Genomic DNA, 18,489 nt, shown 5'->3' on the forward strand with positions numbered 1-18,489 from the left:
TGGCTTTTTAGTCTTAATCCCCTCTGCTGCTAGCACGTATACTGGCAAAGCCGACTCATAAAAAAATGCAATTAATACTTTACCTTAAATAAAATTTATCGCAGTATTCAAACAGTTGTTTAAATTAATGGTTTTAATTGGTGGTTTGAATTTTGACTGTCTACACTGGTCTAAATCACCGTAGCAATCGTTTTTTATAATATAAACAAAGATTAAGTCGAAGCATATACAGTTAAGGAGAGCACCATGGCCGATTACAAAGCACCGTTAGACGATATGAATTTTCTGTTATACGACGTGTTTAATGCGGAGCAACTGTGGGCTGAGAGTGAAGCGTTAAGCGAGTACCTTGACCGCGATACCTCGGATGCTATTTTGCAAGAGTGTGCCAAGATCGCTGAGCAGGAAATTGCGCCAATTAGTCGCCAAGGCGATGAAATAGGTATTCAGTTTGATCATGGTAAAGTCACCACCCCGCCCGGTTTTAAGCAAGCATTTACAACCTATTCCGAAGGTGGCTGGATAGGCCTTGGCGGTGAGGTAGAACACGGCGGTATGGGCATGCCAAAGATGTTGACGGCGTTGCAAGAGGAAATTGTTTGTTCCGCTGACATGGCATTCTCTTTGTACCCAGGGTTAACCTCAGGAGCCTGTTTATTGTTGGCTAAGCACGGCAGTGATGAGCTTAAACAACGCTTTTTACCTAACATGTACAGCGGACAGTGGGCCGGTACTATGTGTTTGACCGAGGCCCATGCCGGTACCGATTTAGGGATGATGCGCACCAAGGCTGAGCCGTGTGCCGATGGCAGCTATCAACTGACTGGGTCGAAGATTTTTATTACTGGTGGAGAGCAAGACTTAACCGAAAATATCATCCACTTGGTGTTGGCGAAATTACCTGACGCACCGGCGGGTTCTAAAGGCATTTCACTGTTTTTAGTGCCCAAACTCAAAGTTAACGACGACGGCAGTTTAGGTGAGCACAATGGCGTAGTGTGCGGTAGCACGGAGCACAAAATGGGCATCCACGCGTCCGCCACGTGTGTTCTTAATTTTGACCAAGCGCAAGGCTATTTAGTTGGTGAAGTAAACCAGGGGTTAGCCTGTATGTTCACGATGATGAACTATGAGCGCATTGGCGTTGGTATTCAAGGGCTAGGTGCTGGCGTGCGGTCATACCAGAATGCGCTTGAATACGCCAAGGAGCGAATTCAAGGTCGTAGCCTTAGTGGTGCCAAAAGCCCCGAGCAAGCCGCTGACTCAATAATGGTACACGGTGATGTAAGACGCATGCTACTGTCGATGAAAGCGCTCAACGAAGGTAATCGAGCATTGGCTATGTATGTCTCTAAGCAACTCGACTTAAGTCAGTATGGCAGTGGTGTTGAGCAACAAAAAGGCGGTGCACTAACCGCGTTAATGACGCCTTTGGCGAAGGCGTTTTTCACTGACGTTGGTTTGGAAAATACCATAGCTGGACAACAAGTACTCGGTGGACATGGTTATATTCGAGAATGGGGACAGGAACAGTTAGTGCGCGACGCGCGTATTGCCCAAATCTACGAAGGTACCAATGGCGTACAAGCCATGGATTTGATTGGTCGTAAACTAGCTGCCAACAAGGGCCAATATATCGGCTTGTTCGTTGATGAAGTCAGACAGTTTATCGAAAGCCACCACAGTGATCGACAGTTGGCTGAATTTATTGAACCATTAGCCGCTGCGATTGACGATTTAGTTAACTTAACGCAATCCATTTTAACCAGCGCCGCCGACAACCCAGAGCAGCTTGGCAGTGCTGCCAATGACTACTTACACGTGTTTGGTTATACGGCATTAGCATATATGTGGGCGCTAATGGCGAAAGCGGCGCAAGGAAAACAAGGCGACTTTTATCGAGCCAAGTTGATCACCGCACGCTATTTCTTCGCGCGCATACTGCCTCGTCGTCAATCTCTGGCTCAAAGCGCGGCCAGTAGTGCGAGTTTATTATTTGAGTTAGAAGACGACTTATTTTAACCTCGTTAAATGCGCAGTGTCGCGGCTTGGCACTGCGCTATTAGTGACGATAAGAGCAGGCAGCAAGCGCATCTGTTCACGGGCAAGCAAATAGCCCTAAACGGTGACTGTGTTCACCTTAAACAGGCGCCTTAACAGGTAGGTAACCAAGGCCGAACGACGTTTGACGTGGTAGGTGTCACAAGTTTTTATCCATTGTTACAAATGTAAACAGCATTACTCACTGATATGGGCTAGCATACAAAGTAGGACATTGTTTTAATTGATTGTTAGTCGGCTTGGTTAACAGGGGCGAACGGCAAGGGGAAATCCGCCGCCGTCGCACAGTAACACCAACCACCTTTTGAGTTGCTCATCATGAACAAAGAATTCACATCAGCCAGTGAGTTTTCCACCATTATGATTGTCGAAGATGACAAAGTGTTGTCGTCTTTATTAAAGTCATATTTAGAAAAATCTGCGCACGTCGTTCATCAAGTGTTTCGCGGTGATCAAGCGGTTCGAAATCAATTAAAAATTCAACCTGACTTAATTATTTTAGATATCAACCTACCGGGCAAAGATGGCTTTAATGTGTGCCATGAATTGCGCTCCACCTACAGTGGTCCCGTATTATTCCTTACTTCAAGTGCCAGCGAAGCCGAACAATTGGCCGCGTTTAATGTTGGTGCAGATGCCTACATCACCAAGCCAGCCAGTCCACAACTCATCGTTGCCCATATCGAAGCCCTGTTGCGTCGCAGTAAAGGCAAAAATGCATTGGCGAACAGACAAAAGGTTATCGTTGGCGATATCAGTTTGAGTCCCGGTGAACAGCAGTGTGAGGTCAATGGCAAACCGGTATCGCTGAGCGTTTTCGAGTTTGAATTGTTGAGCTTATTGATGTTTAACGCCGACAAAGTGTTAACTCGAGACGATATATACAAATTATTACTGGGCCGTGAATACGATGGCTCGGAACGATCGGTTGATGTGCGTTTGTCTCGTTTGCGCGATAAATTGGAACGTCACGGCGTTACGCAAACGCAAATTAAAACGATTTGGGGCAAGGGGTACTTGTTGACCGCTCAGTCTCAGTCGTCAGCAGAGACCTAGTAGGCATACCGAACGCAAATCTACGTAGGTGCGTTTTAACGGTTGTGGTGGTTAAAGTTCATTAATATGTATTCCATTACAGATAAATCACTAGTGCGGTTTCTGGCTTAGTGATGTGGTTGAGTTTGTCGTCGATGCTGTTGCAATATCGCAATACCGGCAATGGTTATTGATAACGACACCATACCTGTGACCAAAAAGCTGTACGCAAATGGTATCCATTGAAGTAATTCGACGATATTCCAAACGCAGGTGGTAAAACCAAATGTTGCTAAGAATAATGCCAAAGCGTACACCGTTGGTGCTAAGGCGAAAATTTTGCTTTCCTGCTCAATAAACGTTTTTAAAAACACGATCCTTTCCGTAGATTAAAGAAAAGCGATGGCAAGGCCATCGCTTTTTGTTGTCTACTCGATTAAAACTTAACCGTAGCTCTTGCAAAGAACGTACGACCTTTCGTGTCGTATGTGTATGCATCGGTGTTAGCGTCGTTATTACCTGTGTAGTAAGGCGCCGCTTTATCAAATAAGTTATTAACACCCGCTGACAAGGTTACACTATCTGTTAGGTGATATGAACCGTTGATGTCGTGGTATACAACACTTGGTGTTGTCGGTGCATAACACGATGAAGCATCGGCTAAACACTTATAGCTATCCATACCTGAGATGTAACGCATTTGATAGCCTGCACTCCAATCTGCTGCTGACACGTCAACACTCAAGTTAGACTTAAGTTTGGCATAACCACCACTACCGCTGGTAATGATACCTACGTAGTCGATTGCATCTTCAGTCGCTTGGATTTCGTACTTGCTTAAGTACGTTGAATCAAGGCTCGCTTTCCAATCAAGATCAAATGCAACAAATGAGTAAGCAAGGTTTAAGTCAACGCCGGCAGTGCTCTCAGCACCAATGTTTTGCAATTGGTTGTTAAAGCTAATGCGCGTCGTGCTATCAATGCTGATATCTGCTGATTGACACAGTGCTGTCTCGCTATTTATAAGGCTACCATCAGTACCTAAACACTGGTCTGCAATGTACTGTGAGCTTACTTGCGTAATTGAGTTAGTGATATCAATATCATAGTAGTCAGCGGTGATCGATAAACCGTCAAACCACTCAGGCTCGTAAACCACACCAAAGGTTACTGTATCTGCTTCTTCAGGCGTTAGGTTCGGGTTACCACCAACCGTTACAATGGCTTGCGATTGCGTTGATGCATCGTGATCAACTTGGTTAAACGATGGAGACGCACCGCCGAATAGCTCATCAACTGATGGCGCACGGAAAGCGGTAGACGCTACTGAACGCAGCATTAATTCGTCATTTACTTTCCAAGTTAAACCAAGTTTCCAAGTAGCATCGCTACCAAACGTCGAGTAGTCAAATGCGCGAACAGCGGTACTGATTTCCACGTGTTCAGCTAGTGGCGCATCAGCAAGCACTGGAATCGCTAGCTCTAGGTACGCTTCGTTTACGTCGTACTCACCAGCAGTTGGCTCTTGTTTTGGATCGTTAGCCATGCCTTGTGCTGTTAGTGAATCAGGGGTAAACCACGCTTTTTCTGTGCGTGATTCGATACCCGCTGCAAAGCCCATGTAACCAGCAGGAAGCTCCATTAACTCACCCGCTAGTGATGCGCTAATGTTTAACATTTCGCTACCGCCACTGTTCAGCTCAGTGTATACATAGCCACTTGCATTTTCTGGCGCCCAAGAGTCTTGTGTTAGAGGGTTAAATTTACCCGCTTCAATATCTTGTTGGATCATGCCCATGTTGTGTAAGTTGGCAACGGTATCTACCGAGTCGTTGCGACCAAAAGTGATCGCCGCATCCCAAGTCCAACCATTGTCAAATTCACCTTCAAGACCTGCTACTACGCGCACCGTATCAACATTTTGACCAAATACACGAGGACCAGTATCGCTCATGCGACGACCGTAAGAGATGTCATCGCCGTACTCAATACCGTAATCAAGTAGCGAGTCACCCATCCAGTCTTGGTAAGTAAAGTCAAACCATACCGGTTGTGGTGCCATTTGCTGTTGTGACCAACGCTTAGAATAGGTTGTTTCTAAAAACATCATGGTGTAGTCAGCAACTTCATAGCTACCTAAACCAGTGACGTTTAATTTTTTCATTGGCGTGTAAAGGAAGCTTTCAGGGTTGTAGTTGTAGCGATCGCTGTTGGTAAAATCATGCCAACCGCCATCGGCTTCGCCTTGCAAGCTTTCATCGCCAGACCAAATGTGACCATATGGCGTGTAACTTGAACCACCGCACACTAGGCCTAAGTTGCCGTTCTCATCAGTTTCTTCGCGGTAGTCACACTTACTTGTATCGCGATCAGCCATGCCGATTGAACCGCGGTCCATGTATTGAACGCCAACAACCACATTACCTTTGTCGAATGAACCACCCATAGTAAAGTCGATGCTTACTTCTTCGCCATCGCCTTCACCGGTAATGCTACCAGCGGTGTTTAATTCAAAGCCTTCAAAATCTTTTTTCAAGATAATGTTAACAACACCGGCTACTGCATCAGAGCCGTATACGGCAGACGCGCCGTCTTTTAGTACTTCAACGCGTTTGATCATCGATACAGGGATGGTGTTTAAATCAACGGTAGAGGCCGCGCCGGTACCTGAATTGATCATACGACGACCGTTAACCAATACTAGCGTACGGTTTGAACCTAAGCCGCGTAGGTTGATGGTTGCATTACCACCAGAACCATTGTTGATACCTGGGTTGCTCATAGCACCGCCAGCTGCGGTTGTTTTTTGCAATACTTGGTCGATTGAAGTCGCACCTGATTGCAAGATAGCCTCAGCACCGATAACGGTTACTGGGCTTGCCGTTTCCATATCGGCACGTTTGATGCGAGAACCTGTTACTTCAATGCGTTCTACCGACGCCATTTCGTTCTCTTGAGCTTGGGCATGGCTAGCAACCATAGCGGTTGACGCTGCAGCACCCAAGGTTAGTACTCTTGTTATTACGTTTTTAGCAAACATATTTTACTCCTAGACAAATTTTGAGCAGCGTATATTTTTTTATCGACTGTCGCTCTGACCTTCATCTTATGGCAAACAGTTAGCCAAAGAGAACTCCCTGTAACACAAGGGCAAGGGCTGTTAATGTGTTGTTATTCCCTTATCTTTTTAGGGTTAATATTTGCGTTTTGGCTACCTCAAATTATCACTGTATTAACAATTGCGATGGGCTTGTTACGCGCTCTGAGGTCATTAACGCAAGGGAAATCACCAAAAAGCGCAACCGTGGCGATAAAGTTGTTGCACTTAAGCACCTGTCAAACGTGAATATAGGGCAAAAGTCAGGCGCGGTAGTTAATGGAAAAAGTGATAAATCGAACACTTTACCGGTGTGTAAGGCGTGGCGATAAAATCGAAATGAGGTATCGCTATGCGCATTATTTTTGCAACAAAAAGCCCACTACTGTGGGCTTGTTCGCGCGGTCTGTATACTAAAGGTGCCGACGGACAATACTAACCGCTTAATACGTTGGTTTTTGGTGGTGCTTACCAACTTTGTCTGCGATTTCTTTTGGCATGTACTCTTCGTCGTGTTTAGCTAATACTTCACTCGCCTCTAACACGGTGGGTGATACTAAGATACCCTGCGCGACAATGCCTTGTCCTTCGCGAAACAAGTCGGGTAATATACCGTCGTATTTTACCGTGATCATTGGACCGGTATCTATTAAATTAAAGCTGACATTCAAGCTTTCCTGATCGCGATCAACACTGCCTGCGACAACTAAACCACCAACTCGAATTCGCTGACCAACGACCGGTTTTTCACCGGTATCCTCCTTGCCGTGGACAATTTCCGATGGCGTATAGAACAAATCAATATTGGTGCTTAGCGCATATAAGGACAAGCCAATGACAACGGCTACACCAGTAACAATTGAAGTAACGACCGTTAAGCGTTTTTTACGACGAGGATTCATGTTATATACCTTGTTTACGACGCTCAGCCGCATGCTTTAGTTTGGCTTCGCGTTTTGCTCTTTGTTTAATTTTATTAAAAAGGGCTTTTTTCATATTGAGGCTGTCAAAGGTTAAAGCGATTAATGCCACCGCGGCAAATGCATACGACAACCAGACATAGAAGGCATACCCACCCATGTTGAAAAAATCCGATAAACTATCAAATGCCATTGGCCTACTCCTATTTCGCGCTCATGGCGAGTTCTTTTACCCAAGGGCGCATTGCATTACTGGCGATTATTTGGGCGCGAAAGCGAATACAAAACAGGGTTGCTGCTAAAAAGGCAAAGCCAAAAAAGCACACCACAAACGGAATATACATATCCATTGACATGGATGGCTTGGCAAACTTAGACACGGTAGCCCCCTGGTGTAAAGTATTCCACCATTCTACTGAGTAGTGAATGATTGGCAAGTTAACAACCCCAACTAACGCTAGAACGCTTGCTGCTTTGCCACCGAGTGATTTGTCATCAAAAGCGTTGTACAGGGCAATCACCCCAAAATACAAGAACAACAGGATGAGCTCTGACGTCAATCGAGCATCCCATACCCACCAAGTGCCCCACATAGGTTTACCCCAAGCAGCTCCGGTGAATAGGGCTATGGCGGTAAATACAGCGCCGATAGGGGCCAGTGCGGCTATCGAAGCTTGTGCTAGGCGATACTGCCAGACCAAACCACACAAAGCGGCGATAGCCATACCTAAATAAAGCCCCATTGATAATAGCGCCGCAGGTACGTGAACGTAAAAAATGCGAACGCTTTCGCCCTGTTGATAATCGGCAGGAGAAAAGACCAATCCCAAGGCCATGCCTATACCTAAGAGAATAAAGGTCAAGGCGCAAAACCAAGGAATGAGCTTACCACATAAATGGTAGCTGGTTTGTGGGTTAGCAAGGGGGTGTAACCATTTCCACATACTAATTTGTACTCACTTTTAGGGCTGCACTTACAGCAAAAGGTGCTAATGTTAACGAACCAAAAAACAGGGCGGCAATTATGGCTAATTGGCCATTATATGGCAAATTCATACTGGCCGCATCAATGGCGCTGGTCGCAAAAATCAGCACAGGAATGTACAACGGCAGTACCAACAAACTCAATAGCACGCCGCCTTTTTTTAAACCAACGGTTAATGCGACGCCAATTGCGCCTAATAAACTCAATACGGGCGTGCCTAATAAAAGGGTCAATATCAAGGCGTTATAACTGTGCTCGTGCAAATTCAGCAGCACCCCCAGCAAAGGCGAAATAACGATTAACGGCAACCCAGTAATCAGCCAGTGGGCAGTAATTTTTGCTAGCACTAAAATAAAGTTAGGGCATGGACTTAGCAACATTTGCTCCAACGCACCGTCTTGATAGTCGTGTTTAAATAACCTTTCTAGTGACAGCAGCGTTGCCAGTAATGCGGCCACCCAAATGATGCCAGGTGCAATTTTCATTAAGGTGTTGCTCGCCGGTCCAATGCCCAACGGAAACAACGAACAGACAATGACAAAAAACAGCAATGGATTGATGATGTCATCGCGATGACGAAGAGCGATGGTTAAATCGCGGCGTAAAATAAGCAAAAAACTAGTACGATAAGACATTGACATCACGAAACTCCGTAGTCGTTGTATTCGAGCGTTATTTTGCGAAACTTATCGCGACTGAAACTCAAGTCTTGGTGTGTCGTTAACACAATACAGCCACCATTTTGAGCGTGTTGTAGCATCAGCGCTTCGAGTTGTTTAACCCCCTCTTTATCAATGGCGGTAAACGGCTCGTCTAAGATCCAGATGCGCGCTTTAGTTTGCCACAGTCGAGCCAGTGCAATGCGCCGATGTTGGCCTGCACTTAAATGTCCGGCTTTGGCATCTTCAAAGCCATAGAGATTAACCTGCTCCAAGGTTGCTTCGGCGTTGTTGGCGTCAAGGCCGTGTAAGCTCAGGTAAAAACGCAAGTTTTCTTCACTGGTCAATTCGCCTTTGATGCCCGGTAAGTGACCCAAAAACAGTAAATCTTCGTTATATTCTTCATTGTAACGGTGAATGTTTTTGTCGTTGTAGAAGACACGGCCACTGTACGGCTGAGACAAGCCTGCAAGAATGCGCAAAAGGCTGGTTTTGCCGGTGCCATTGGCTCCTTCCACTTGCAGGATGTCGCCACTGTCGAGGCGAAAACTTAATTCGTCAAAGAGTATTCGATCTTCGCGAATGCAGGTAAGCTTATCGGCTCTCAGTTGTATCTTGTCGTTGCGCAATGGTCTGCTCGGCTATGTTGGCAATTAGGGCTGATTATTTTAACGACGATTCTACTTGTTTATCGACAGCAAAAGAAGAGGTAATCGCTAAAAAACTGTTGACTTAGCACAAAATACAAGCAGTTATATCGATGTAATTTAAAGTAAGTTATAAGTTATTAATAGATTTAGTATCGAGGTTAGTTTTTTTCTGATTACGGCTTGCTATAATGGTGCGATTTTGTCCGTATTTAGCCAGATTTTTGTAGGAAGTGTCAGTTACACTTTTGATTGGAGACGTTAATGATTCCTGAACTTGGCCTGTTGTCATTGATTATTGCGATGGCGTTTGCTGTTTGTTTGTCGGTTGTTCCTCTTGCTGGAGTATATGGACAAAACCAACGATTGATTAGCTATGCCAAGCCACTAACCAGTGCAATGTTCTTTTTTACCGCGCTTAGTCTGGTGGTTTTAGCCTACTGCTTTGTGGTTGATGATTTTTCTGTTGCCTATGTCGCTGGCCATTCAAATTCACAACTTCCTTATTATTTTAAAGTCAGTGCGGTATGGGGGGGACACGAAGGGTCATTGTTACTTTGGGTGTTCTGCCTAACTGCGTGGACTATGGCCGTGGCGGTATTCTCCAAAAACGTTGACCAAGCATTTGTATCGCGCGTGCTTGCCATCATGGGCATGGTTGCCGTTGGCTTTATGGCGTTTACCATATTGACGTCAAATCCATTTGAACGCTTACTTCCCAATGCGCCGATGGAAGGGCGTGATCTAAACCCATTACTTCAAGACGTTGGACTGATTATTCATCCACCGATGTTGTATATGGGCTACGTTGGCTTTTCGGTTGCTTTTGCCTTTGCTATCGCCGCATTAATGTGCGGTAAAATGGATGCCGCTTGGGCGCGCTGGTCTCGCCCGTGGACATTGGCTGCGTGGATGTTTTTAACGCTCGGCATCGCACTGGGCAGTTGGTGGGCGTACTACGAGCTTGGCTGGGGCGGTTGGTGGTTCTGGGACCCTGTTGAAAATGCCTCATTTATGCCGTGGTTAGTGGGCACGGCGTTAATCCACTCATTAGCCGTAACCGAAAAACGCGGTGCGTTTCGAAATTGGACCGTGCTGTTGGCGATATTTACCTTTAGCTTGAGCTTGCTCGGTACCTTCCTTGTCCGCTCAGGGGTGCTAACCTCAGTTCACTCATTTGCAGCAGATCCAACTCGCGGTAGTTTTATCTTGATGTTATTGGCGTTGGCGGTGGGGGGCTCACTGCTGCTGTATGCCATTCGCGGTACCAATGTCGGGAGCTTTTCGCGCTTTGAGCTGTTCTCTCGCGAAACGGCTATTTTGATCTGTAACGTATTTTTAGTGTCGGCTGCGGTAACCGTTTTGCTCGGTACTTTATATCCGTTGGTAATCGACGCATTAAACATGGGCAAGATATCGGTTGGACCTCCGTACTTTAATGCGGTGTTTATCCCGATTATGTCGATTATGTTTATCTTTATGGGCATCGGCCCGCTGATCCGCTGGAAAAAAGCGAAGAAAGGAGAGCTCAATCGCCAACTTAAGTGGGTGTCCATTATTGCGCTGATCTTTGGTTTGGCATTCCCTGTTTGGTACGGTGGCGAGTTTAATGCGCTCGTTGCTTTTGGCATGACCTTGGCAAGTTGGGTGATTTTGGTTGCAGGTAAAGACCTGAAAAACCAAGTCTACCTTGGTCAAGGACGCTGGCAATGGCGTCGCTTGAGTTTATCTCATCTGGGTATGGCTGTGGCGCACATTGGTATTGGTGTCACTGTTATTGGTGTAACCATCGTTTCCATTTACGAATCAGAGAGCAACATCAAAATGTCGCCAGGCAGTCGCTTTGCCGTTGCTGGATACGAGGTTGAATTTAACGGCGTTAAACTGGTGGAAGGGCCGAACTATTCTGCCGAGCAAGGCCAGCTGGCGTTGTATGATGGCGACAAGATGATCGATTTGCTACAACCTGAGCGTCGCACCTATCGCGTACAAACCATGGGGATGACCGAAGCTGCGATAGACCCAGGTCTATTTCGCGATATCTATGTTGCCCTAGGCGATCCGCTCGGCAATGGAGCGTGGGCGGTGCGCGTTCACTACAAACCATTTGTTCGATGGATTTGGTTGGGGGCGATCTTTATGGGCTTAGGCGCTATCTTTGCGATGCTCGACAAACGCTATCGCCGTCGCAAAGTTACAGACCGCAAATCGATACTCAACAAGGATTTAAACACTAATCAACCTATTGAAGTAGAGGGTTAATTAATGAATTTGGTAATACGCCTTATCCCATTGATTGTATTTCTGTTACTGGGCTTGCTTTTTTATCGCGGCTTAAGCTTAAACCCACAAGACATGCCGTCAGCGTTGGTGGGTAAGAGCTTTCCAACGTTTGCGTTGCAAAAGCTTAGTGATAGTGAGCAAGTACTCACTCAGGAGAGTTTCAAGCCGGGCATTAAACTGGTTAATGTATGGGGAACTTGGTGCCCGTCGTGTAAAATCGAACATCCATTTTTAGTAAAACTGTCAAAAGACAGCCGCTTTAACGTCTATGGCGTCAATTACAAAGACGAACGTCAAGCGGCACTTGAATGGCTCGATTATTACCAAAACCCGTATCAGTTTTCGATTTATGATGTCGATGGCAAATTGGGTCTAGACTTAGGTGTTTATGGTGCGCCAGAAACTTTTGTTGTTGACCACAAAAACATTATTCGCAAACGCTTTGCGGGAGTACTCGAAGCAAACGTCTGGCAACGGGAGTTTTTGCCGTTGATCAATCAAATTGAATCTGAAATGGCGCAAGAGGACCAATAAATGAAACAGCTAGTTTTGTCACTGTGTTCAGCGTACTTGTTATTGTTAGCATTTCACCTGCAAGCCAGTCCAATCGATACCTATTCATTTCCCGATAAGGTTATGGAAAAGCGTTTTGCCGAATTAACCTATGAGTTGCGCTGCCCTAAGTGTCAGAACCAAAATCTAGCCGACTCCAACTCGCCGATCGCCGAAGACCTGCGTGAACAAGTTTACAACCTATTACTCGATGGGCGCTCTGATACTGAGATCATGAATTTTATGGTTGAGCGCTACGGAGATTATGTGCTTTACCGGCCAAAGGTGAACGAACTCACCTATGCGCTGTGGTTTGGGCCTGCCGCCTTTGTGCTGGTTGGTTTAATTGTGGTGATATCACTGTTGCGCAAAAAGCAACGCAAACCTGTGGCGTTGTCAGCCGAGCAACAAAAACAATTAGAAGATATTCTTAAGGACTGATCATTGCCATGAGCACATTTTATATTTTTGCAGCGCTGTTATTGTTATTGGCAATATTATTTGTGTGGCGTCATTTCTTTAAGCGTCGCTTGTATCAGGGCGACCAGACAAACATGCGCGGGCAAACGAATAAACAGCTTTATTACGAGCACTTAAAAGAACTCGAGAAGGATTTGCGCGAAGGTGGTATTGACCAAGAAAACTTTGATTACTTAAAGCAAGAGTTGGATCGTTCGCTGGTGCTGGATATGAAAGCCAGTGAAAAAGAAGCGCAAGCTAAAGACAAGCAAACGAGTTTGCTATGGCCGAGCATTATGACCGCGTTTATCCTTGCTTTTAGCGTTGTTCTGTATCAGCAATACGGTGCATATGAACAAGTTGAAGTGGCGCAATCAATCCCTAGCGATCATCCGCAAGGCGGGCAATCGCAGGCACAAATGATCATTGCCCAATTGCAAGCGCTGCACCAAGAAGTACAAGAAAATCCAGAAAACTCCAATGCGTGGTTTCAGCTAGGGCAGATACTGACCAATGTTGGTGAGTTTGACAGTGCGGTTGTCGCGTATTCCAAAGTGAACGACATCGAGGGCGAACAAGCCGATATTATTGCGTTGCAAGCACAAGCTTTGTACTACAAAAACAATAACCAACGCAATGAAGAGATAGATACCTTGTTAGCCAGAGCATTAACAATTGATGCCAATGATGCGACCACATTAATGCTTATCGGTATGGACCACTTTCTCAATGAACGCTTTAACCAAGCGGCGCAAAGTTGGCAGCAAATATTAGACAGTGGCAATGCGGGTAGCAATGCGCCGGCGTTAATGGATGCAATCAAACAAGCAAAACAGCGTGCACAGGGGATGAGCGCAGGCAGTGACGCTGTGGTTAATGCCGACGACGTTACCGGCCAAGCTAACGAGCAACCGCTCAATACCACCGCCGCAGTTGATTTGACCGTATCGATGTCTGCTGAGATACGAGCGCTCATGGCAGAGCAAGACGATAAAGTGGTTTTCATTTACGCAGTTGCCTCACAAGGACCTCGAATGCCATTAGCGGCGGTGAAAGTGCGCGCTAGTGATTTACCGTACCAAGTGAGGTTGGATGATTCTAAGTCGATGAACGGACAAATGACTCTTTCGTCGGTTGATACCGTTAATGTATATGCGGTGATTTCGCAAAGTGGTACTCCAGGTATTAAACTTGGCGACTACAAAGGTGAGGCGCAGCAAATTTCGGTTAATTCGGGGCAACCATTGAACTTGATTATTGACAGCGTCGTTAAATAACTCAGTAATTCAATTTAGGCTTATCAACAAGGAAAGACTATGAAATTTAGCTATTTAACCGCGCCACTTATGATTGTTGGTTTGTCATTGAGTAGTAACAATGCCGTTGCTAACGATATGGCAACCAGTACCAATACAGCAGGCCAACAGATATCAGGCTGTCCGGCGTTTTTAGATCATCGTGTACAGCGTTTAAACTCGAGTAAAACTGTTGATATTTGTCAGCAGTTTGCTGGTAAAACCTTTCTCATTGTCAATACCGCGAGTAACTGCGGTTTTACGCCACAATTTAAAGGTTTAGAAGCCTTGTACCAACAATACAAGGATCGCGGATTAGTGATTCTCGGCTTTCCGTCGGATGATTTTTTCCAAGAAGAGGACGATGAAAAAGACACGGCAAAGGTATGCTATGTCAATTACGGCGTAACCTTCCCGATGTTTTCCACCGTGTCGGTAAGAGGCGATGACGCACACCCCATTTTTTCCTATTTAGCGGAACAAACGGCAGCACCGTACTGGAACTTCTATAAATATTTAGTCAGCGCAGATGGCAATACGGTAGAGCGATTTAATTCTAAGATGGCACCAGATGCCAAGGAGTTAACGAGCGCCATTGAAAAGCAACTTAATCGCAGTTAAGAACTTATCATGTCACGTTTTAAAGCAAATAATAAACAACTACACGCGCCCGATATCCAGGATGGGCCGGCAAATATTGGCAAAGCCAAAGTCGGTGTACTCTTGGTTAATCTTGGCACACCGTCAGCACCAACTGCGTCAGCGTTGCGCACCTACTTGCGACAGTTTTTAAGTGACCCTCGTGTTGTCGAAATACCTCGGTTGATTTGGATGATGATTTTACACGGCATTATCTTGCGAGTTAGACCGAGCAAGTCAGCAAAGCTGTACCAAAGCATTTGGACCGAGCAGGGTTCTCCGTTGATGGTTATTGCTAAGCAACAAGCCGCGAAAGTGGCTCAACAGTTGGGCCAAGACTACGGTGAACAGGTGTCCGTCGATTTGGCGATGCGCTATGGAGAGCCCGCCATTGATCAAGCATTAAAACGCTTTCAAGCCCAAGGGATTGGCAAAATTGTCGTGATGCCCTTATACCCTCAATACGCAGGCCCAACGACTGGTTCAGTGTTCGACGCTGTTGTTGATGAAGTAAAGCGTTGGCGCTGGATCCCAAGCTTGCACTTTATTGGGAGCTATCACGACGATAGTGGCTACATTGATGCCTTGGCCGCGTCAATTAACGAGCACATTACTGCTCATGGCAAGCCGGATAAGCTGTTACTGTCGTATCACGGTATGCCTAAGTTGTTCCATACTAACGGCGATCCTTATTATTGTTTTTGTCACAAAACCACGCGTTTGTTAGCGCAAAAGTTAGGATTGAGCAAAGACGATTTTGTGATGACCTTTCAATCGCGTTTTGGTAAAGCAGAGTGGTTAAAGCCCTACACTGATGATGTGATTGAACAGCTTGCAGCGCAAGGCAATAAACACATTGCCGTGATAAGTCCCGCATTTAGTGCCGACTGTTTAGAAACTCTAGAAGAGCTTGATGTTGAAAGTCGAAAAGTATTTATCGATGCTGGTGGTGAGACATTCCATTACATAAAAGCGCTAAATGATCGCGACGATCACATCAGTGCGATTGTTGATTTAATCAAGCCGCATTTATAACCCTTTCATCGCAGTTGCGCTTGGCTGTAAATGCTTACCTGAGCGTTTACAGCCAAGCGCAACACAACCTATCTAGAGTAACACTTGTAACGTCTACCATTGAGCAGAGTGCGGTCTGCGTGGCAGTTGTTGTAAATACACAATCGATTTTACCCTCCGCTAGCACGCCAACTAACCATCGTTTTGCGTTGACAGAGTAAGTTTGTTGTGTACAAAAAAACACCAATAAAACGGCGGCTATCATTGACAATTTTAGCAAAAATCTTTAACATCCCGCGCTTGTTTTTTGTCTGTTAAGTGACTGGTTTGACTTAACAACGCAGTATTAAGTTAAGCGCCGATGTGCGATTAACTCCTTTTCCTCAATTGTGAGTAGTTCATGTTTAAACTTCATGCGAGTAAAGTCGCAAGCTTAAAAAATGACGTGTTATCAGGTCTTACCGTTGCTTTAGCTTTGGTACCTGAAGCCGTCGCATTTGCTTTTGTCGCAGGTGTTGACCCGCTAATCGGTCTATATGCCGCCTTTATGGTTGGCTTGATCACCTCGGCATTTGGTGGTCGCCCGGGTATGATTTCCGGTGCAACTGGTGCTATGGCGGTTGTTATGGTGTCGTTGGTGGCGCTGCATGGTGTGCAATATTTATTTGCCGCCGTACTGTTAACCGGTGTGATACAAATATTGGCCGGTATATTTAAACTCGGTAAGTTTATTCGCCTAGTTCCACACCCTGTTATGTTGGGTTTTGTCAATGGTTTGGCTATCGTTATTTTCTTAGCTCAACTCGGTCAGTTCAAAGTGTTTAATGATGCTGGTGAGCTGGAGTGGATGAGCGGTAATGCGTTATATACAATGCTCTGTTTAGTTGCTTTAACCATGGCAATTATTCACTTTTTACCTAAGTTAACCAAAGCTGTACCATCGTCATTAGTGGCGATTATTGTCGTGACTTTGATCGCGGTATACACCGATATCGACGCGCGCACGGTAATTGATTACGTTCGCGATATGACCGGCGATCCAACACGTACCTTAGAAGGTGGCTTACCAACATTTAATATCCCAGATGTTCCGTGGAATATCGATACCTTACTGATCATCTTACCGTTCTCATTGGTACTTGCTGCAATCGGTCTAATTGAGTCGTTGTTAACGTTAAGCTTAATTGACGAGCTTACTGAGACCCATGGACAAGCTAATCGCGAATGTGTTGCCCAAGGCGCAGCGAATACCGTTAATGGTTTCTTCGGTGGTATGGGTGGCTGTGCGATGATTGGTCAATCTATGATTAACGTAAACTCTGGTGGACGTGGCAGAACATCAGGTATCGTTGCAGCGTTAGGTTTGTTATTTTTTATCGTGTTTGCATCGGGCTTAATTGAGATGATCCCACTGGCCGCACTGGTTGGTGTTATGTTTATCGTGGTGATAGGTACCTTTGAGTGGTCATCATTGCGCATTATGCGCAAGATCCCCAAAGCCGATGCTTTTGTCATCGTGTTAGTCTCAGGGGTGACGGTTATTAGTGATCTTGCGGTAGCGGTTATCGTTGGTGTGATTGTTTCTGCATTAGTGTTTGCATGGCAACATGCTAAGCACGTAGAAGTTAAGCGTTCAGAGTGCTCGCAAACAGGTTGGACATTATACGAAGTGAACGGACCGCTATTCTTTGGTGCTGTGACCAGCTTTTTAGAGCAATTCGATCCGCAAAGTGATAGCGACGATGTCATTGTTGAATTTAAAAATTCACGGGTGGCGGATCACTCGGGTATTGAAGCCATCGATACCTTAGCTGAACGCTACAAAAAACGAGGTAAAAAGCTGCACCTACGTCATCTGAGCGCGGAGTGTAAAACTCTGTTAACCAAGGCCGGTGATTTAGTCGAAGCTAACTTTTTTGAAGATCCCAAGTATCATGTGGCATCAGATAAACTTGATTAATGTAAATTAATGACTTGTTTAAGCCGGTATTAAGTGACAACTTAATATCGGCTTTTTTATAGCTGAATCTTATCGATAGTTGCCTTAGCCGTTGTTTATCAGTACATTTAATACTGATGATTAAATAACCGTTTGGCCTATGAAAGATTTGCAGTTAGACTTTTTCGACGTGCCCAGTCCTTGTATTGGTGTGTGCAAGGTGGATGCGCGTGGGTATTGTCAGGGCTGTTATCGAACGCGACAGGAGCGATTTGGCTGGCTTGAATTTAGCAATAATGAAAAGCAGCGAATTATTAAATTGTGCAAGCAACGGGAAAAGCGTCGCAACGCCCCTCCTAAGGAAAAAAGCTCACAAATAAACGATCAAGAGGTTGCTGCAAAACAACCATCATTGTTAGACATAAAGCCGGAACAATTGATTTGTACCTCGGTAGATGATGATGATTTTACTGATTTTGAACTTTAAATAAGCGCTTTGTTCACTTATTGGGCGGTTAAACGTTTTTTTCAAAAAAGGGGTTGCTATCGAATTCGATGCGCTATATTATACGCGCACTTCAAGGGAATGCCTTGATGCCCAGATAGCTCAGTCGGTAGAGCAGGGGATTGAAAATCCCCGTGTCGGTGGTTCGATTCCGCCTCTGGGCACCATAATTTAGAAAAACCAGCCTAACGGCTGGTTTTTTGCTTTCTAGCCTTTAACAATGCATGAAGCTTTGCTTTTTTAGTTTAGCGATAGCCACTTTACTTATAATTATTACCGTAAAATAACCTATATAAATATATAGAGTTAACCCGATCTATCTCTTAATTATCATTAAGTTATCTACTTTATGACGATTGTTGATGTGGCTGTTAACTAGTAAAAATAGGGCTTTGAGAG

17 protein-coding genes and 1 tRNA gene are annotated in these 18,489 nt (G+C 45.3%); 11 read left to right on the plus strand and 7 right to left on the minus strand.

All coding sequences use genetic code 11. The features are described from left to right. Positions 1-246 precede the first annotated feature (246 nt). Together ACAY30_RS02530 and ACAY30_RS02535 are read left to right on the plus strand one after the other, a co-directional pair. Positions 247-2,022, plus strand: a complete 1,776-nt coding sequence (locus ACAY30_RS02530; protein WP_290252473.1) for an acyl-CoA dehydrogenase C-terminal domain-containing protein — start codon at positions 247-249, stop codon at positions 2,020-2,022. Positions 2,023-2,379: 357 nt separating this feature from the next. Further along, on the plus strand, positions 2,380-3,117 hold the full coding sequence (locus ACAY30_RS02535; protein ID WP_290252474.1) for a response regulator transcription factor: 738 nt from the start codon (positions 2,380-2,382) through the stop codon (positions 3,115-3,117). 107 nt (positions 3,118-3,224) lie between these two features. On the opposite strand, the gene ACAY30_RS02540 is transcribed toward ACAY30_RS02535, so the two are convergent. From ACAY30_RS02540 to ccmA, 7 genes are all read right to left on the minus strand, one after another. After that, on the minus strand, positions 3,225-3,470 hold the full coding sequence (locus ACAY30_RS02540) for a hypothetical protein (RefSeq protein ID WP_290252475.1): 246 nt from the start codon (positions 3,468-3,470) through the stop codon (positions 3,225-3,227). 62 nt (positions 3,471-3,532) lie between these two features. Next, a complete protein-coding gene (locus ACAY30_RS02545; RefSeq protein ID WP_290252476.1) occupies positions 3,533-6,136 on the minus strand; it encodes a TonB-dependent receptor in 2,604 nt (867 codons plus the stop codon). A gap of 500 nt (positions 6,137-6,636) precedes the next feature. Continuing rightward, entirely contained in the window at positions 6,637-7,095 is a 459-nt protein-coding gene (gene ccmE, locus ACAY30_RS02550; protein WP_290252477.1) for a cytochrome c maturation protein CcmE, read from the minus strand. A 1-nt stretch (position 7,096) separates the two neighbouring features. Further along, the gene (gene ccmD, locus ACAY30_RS02555; RefSeq protein WP_290252478.1) at positions 7,097-7,306 is read right to left on the minus strand and encodes a heme exporter protein CcmD; all 210 of its coding nucleotides are present in this window, start codon (positions 7,304-7,306) and stop codon (positions 7,097-7,099) included. 10 nt (positions 7,307-7,316) lie between these two features. Further along, complete coding sequence (locus ACAY30_RS02560; protein ID WP_290252479.1) at positions 7,317-8,057, minus strand: heme ABC transporter permease; 741 nt, start codon at positions 8,055-8,057, stop codon at positions 7,317-7,319. Position 8,058: 1 nt separating this feature from the next. Beyond that, on the minus strand, positions 8,059-8,733 hold the full coding sequence (gene ccmB / locus ACAY30_RS02565; protein ID WP_371190045.1) for a heme exporter protein CcmB: 675 nt from the start codon (positions 8,731-8,733) through the stop codon (positions 8,059-8,061). 5 nt (positions 8,734-8,738) lie between these two features. After that, positions 8,739-9,386 carry a cytochrome c biogenesis heme-transporting ATPase CcmA gene (ccmA, locus tag ACAY30_RS02570; protein ID WP_290252481.1) on the minus strand — a complete coding sequence of 216 codons (648 nt, stop codon included), beginning with the start codon at positions 9,384-9,386 and terminating at the stop codon, positions 8,739-8,741. A gap of 282 nt (positions 9,387-9,668) precedes the next feature. On the opposite strand from ccmA, the gene ACAY30_RS02575 reads away from it, so the two are divergent. The 9 genes from ACAY30_RS02575 (at position 9,669) to ACAY30_RS02615 (ending at position 18,257) form a co-directional block, all read left to right on the plus strand. Further along, on the plus strand, positions 9,669-11,666 hold the full coding sequence (locus ACAY30_RS02575) for a heme lyase CcmF/NrfE family subunit (RefSeq protein WP_290252482.1): 1,998 nt from the start codon (positions 9,669-9,671) through the stop codon (positions 11,664-11,666). A gap of 3 nt (positions 11,667-11,669) precedes the next feature. After that, positions 11,670-12,221 (plus strand): DsbE family thiol:disulfide interchange protein, encoded by a 552-nt coding sequence (locus ACAY30_RS02580; protein WP_290252483.1) that lies wholly within the window; start codon positions 11,670-11,672, stop codon positions 12,219-12,221. Then, the gene (locus ACAY30_RS02585; RefSeq protein ID WP_290252484.1) at positions 12,222-12,680 is read left to right on the plus strand and encodes a cytochrome c-type biogenesis protein; all 459 of its coding nucleotides are present in this window, start codon (positions 12,222-12,224) and stop codon (positions 12,678-12,680) included. It abuts the gene before it with no gap. An 8-nt stretch (positions 12,681-12,688) separates the two neighbouring features. Further along, positions 12,689-13,975, plus strand: a complete 1,287-nt coding sequence (ccmI, locus tag ACAY30_RS02590) for a c-type cytochrome biogenesis protein CcmI (protein ID WP_290252485.1) — start codon at positions 12,689-12,691, stop codon at positions 13,973-13,975. A 117-nt stretch (positions 13,976-14,092) separates the two neighbouring features. Beyond that, positions 14,093-14,614: a glutathione peroxidase gene (locus tag ACAY30_RS02595; protein WP_290252493.1), complete on the plus strand. Its 522-nt coding sequence runs from the start codon at positions 14,093-14,095 to the stop codon at positions 14,612-14,614. 9 nt (positions 14,615-14,623) lie between these two features. Next, positions 14,624-15,667 carry a ferrochelatase gene (hemH, locus tag ACAY30_RS02600; RefSeq protein ID WP_290252486.1) on the plus strand — a complete coding sequence of 348 codons (1,044 nt, stop codon included), beginning with the start codon at positions 14,624-14,626 and terminating at the stop codon, positions 15,665-15,667. A gap of 379 nt (positions 15,668-16,046) precedes the next feature. Then, positions 16,047-17,606, plus strand: coding sequence for a SulP family inorganic anion transporter (locus tag ACAY30_RS02605; RefSeq protein ID WP_290252487.1), 1,560 nt, complete (start codon positions 16,047-16,049; stop codon positions 17,604-17,606). 139 nt (positions 17,607-17,745) lie between these two features. After that, a complete protein-coding gene (locus ACAY30_RS02610) occupies positions 17,746-18,072 on the plus strand; it encodes a DUF1289 domain-containing protein (protein ID WP_290252488.1) in 327 nt (108 codons plus the stop codon). 109 nt (positions 18,073-18,181) lie between these two features. Then, positions 18,182-18,257, plus strand: a tRNA-Phe gene (locus ACAY30_RS02615). Positions 18,258-18,489: the final 232 nt, after the last annotated feature.

It is taken from the genome of Thalassotalea ponticola (assembly GCF_041379045.1).
Taxonomy (GTDB): Bacteria; Pseudomonadota; Gammaproteobacteria; order Enterobacterales; family Alteromonadaceae; genus Thalassotalea_A; species Thalassotalea_A ponticola.

Bases quoted from the DNA above. Each gene is read 5' to 3' on its own strand.
- ACAY30_RS02535 (WP_290252474.1), top strand. From the start codon at position 2,380: ATGAACAAAGAATTCACATCAGCCAGTGAGTTTTCCACCATTATGATT.
- ccmE (WP_290252477.1), bottom strand. From the start codon at position 7,095: ATGAATCCTCGTCGTAAAAAACGCTTAACGGTCGTTACTTCAATTGTT.
- ccmB (WP_371190045.1), bottom strand. From the start codon at position 8,733: ATGTCTTATCGTACTAGTTTTTTGCTTATTTTACGCCGCGATTTAACC.
- ccmD (WP_290252478.1), bottom strand. From the start codon at position 7,306: ATGGCATTTGATAGTTTATCGGATTTTTTCAACATGGGTGGGTATGCC.
- ACAY30_RS02595 (WP_290252493.1), top strand. From the start codon at position 14,093: ATGGCAACCAGTACCAATACAGCAGGCCAACAGATATCAGGCTGTCCG.
- ACAY30_RS02605 (WP_290252487.1), top strand. From the start codon at position 16,047: ATGTTTAAACTTCATGCGAGTAAAGTCGCAAGCTTAAAAAATGACGTG.
- hemH (WP_290252486.1), top strand. From the start codon at position 14,624: ATGTCACGTTTTAAAGCAAATAATAAACAACTACACGCGCCCGATATC.
- ACAY30_RS02610 (WP_290252488.1), top strand. From the start codon at position 17,746: ATGAAAGATTTGCAGTTAGACTTTTTCGACGTGCCCAGTCCTTGTATT.
- ACAY30_RS02585 (WP_290252484.1), top strand. From the start codon at position 12,222: ATGAAACAGCTAGTTTTGTCACTGTGTTCAGCGTACTTGTTATTGTTA.
- ACAY30_RS02580 (WP_290252483.1), top strand. From the start codon at position 11,670: ATGAATTTGGTAATACGCCTTATCCCATTGATTGTATTTCTGTTACTG.
- ACAY30_RS02560 (WP_290252479.1), bottom strand. From the start codon at position 8,057: ATGTGGAAATGGTTACACCCCCTTGCTAACCCACAAACCAGCTACCAT.
- ACAY30_RS02545 (WP_290252476.1), bottom strand. From the start codon at position 6,136: ATGTTTGCTAAAAACGTAATAACAAGAGTACTAACCTTGGGTGCTGCA.
- ACAY30_RS02575 (WP_290252482.1), top strand. From the start codon at position 9,669: ATGATTCCTGAACTTGGCCTGTTGTCATTGATTATTGCGATGGCGTTT.
- ACAY30_RS02530 (WP_290252473.1), top strand. From the start codon at position 247: ATGGCCGATTACAAAGCACCGTTAGACGATATGAATTTTCTGTTATAC.
- ccmI (WP_290252485.1), top strand. From the start codon at position 12,689: ATGAGCACATTTTATATTTTTGCAGCGCTGTTATTGTTATTGGCAATA.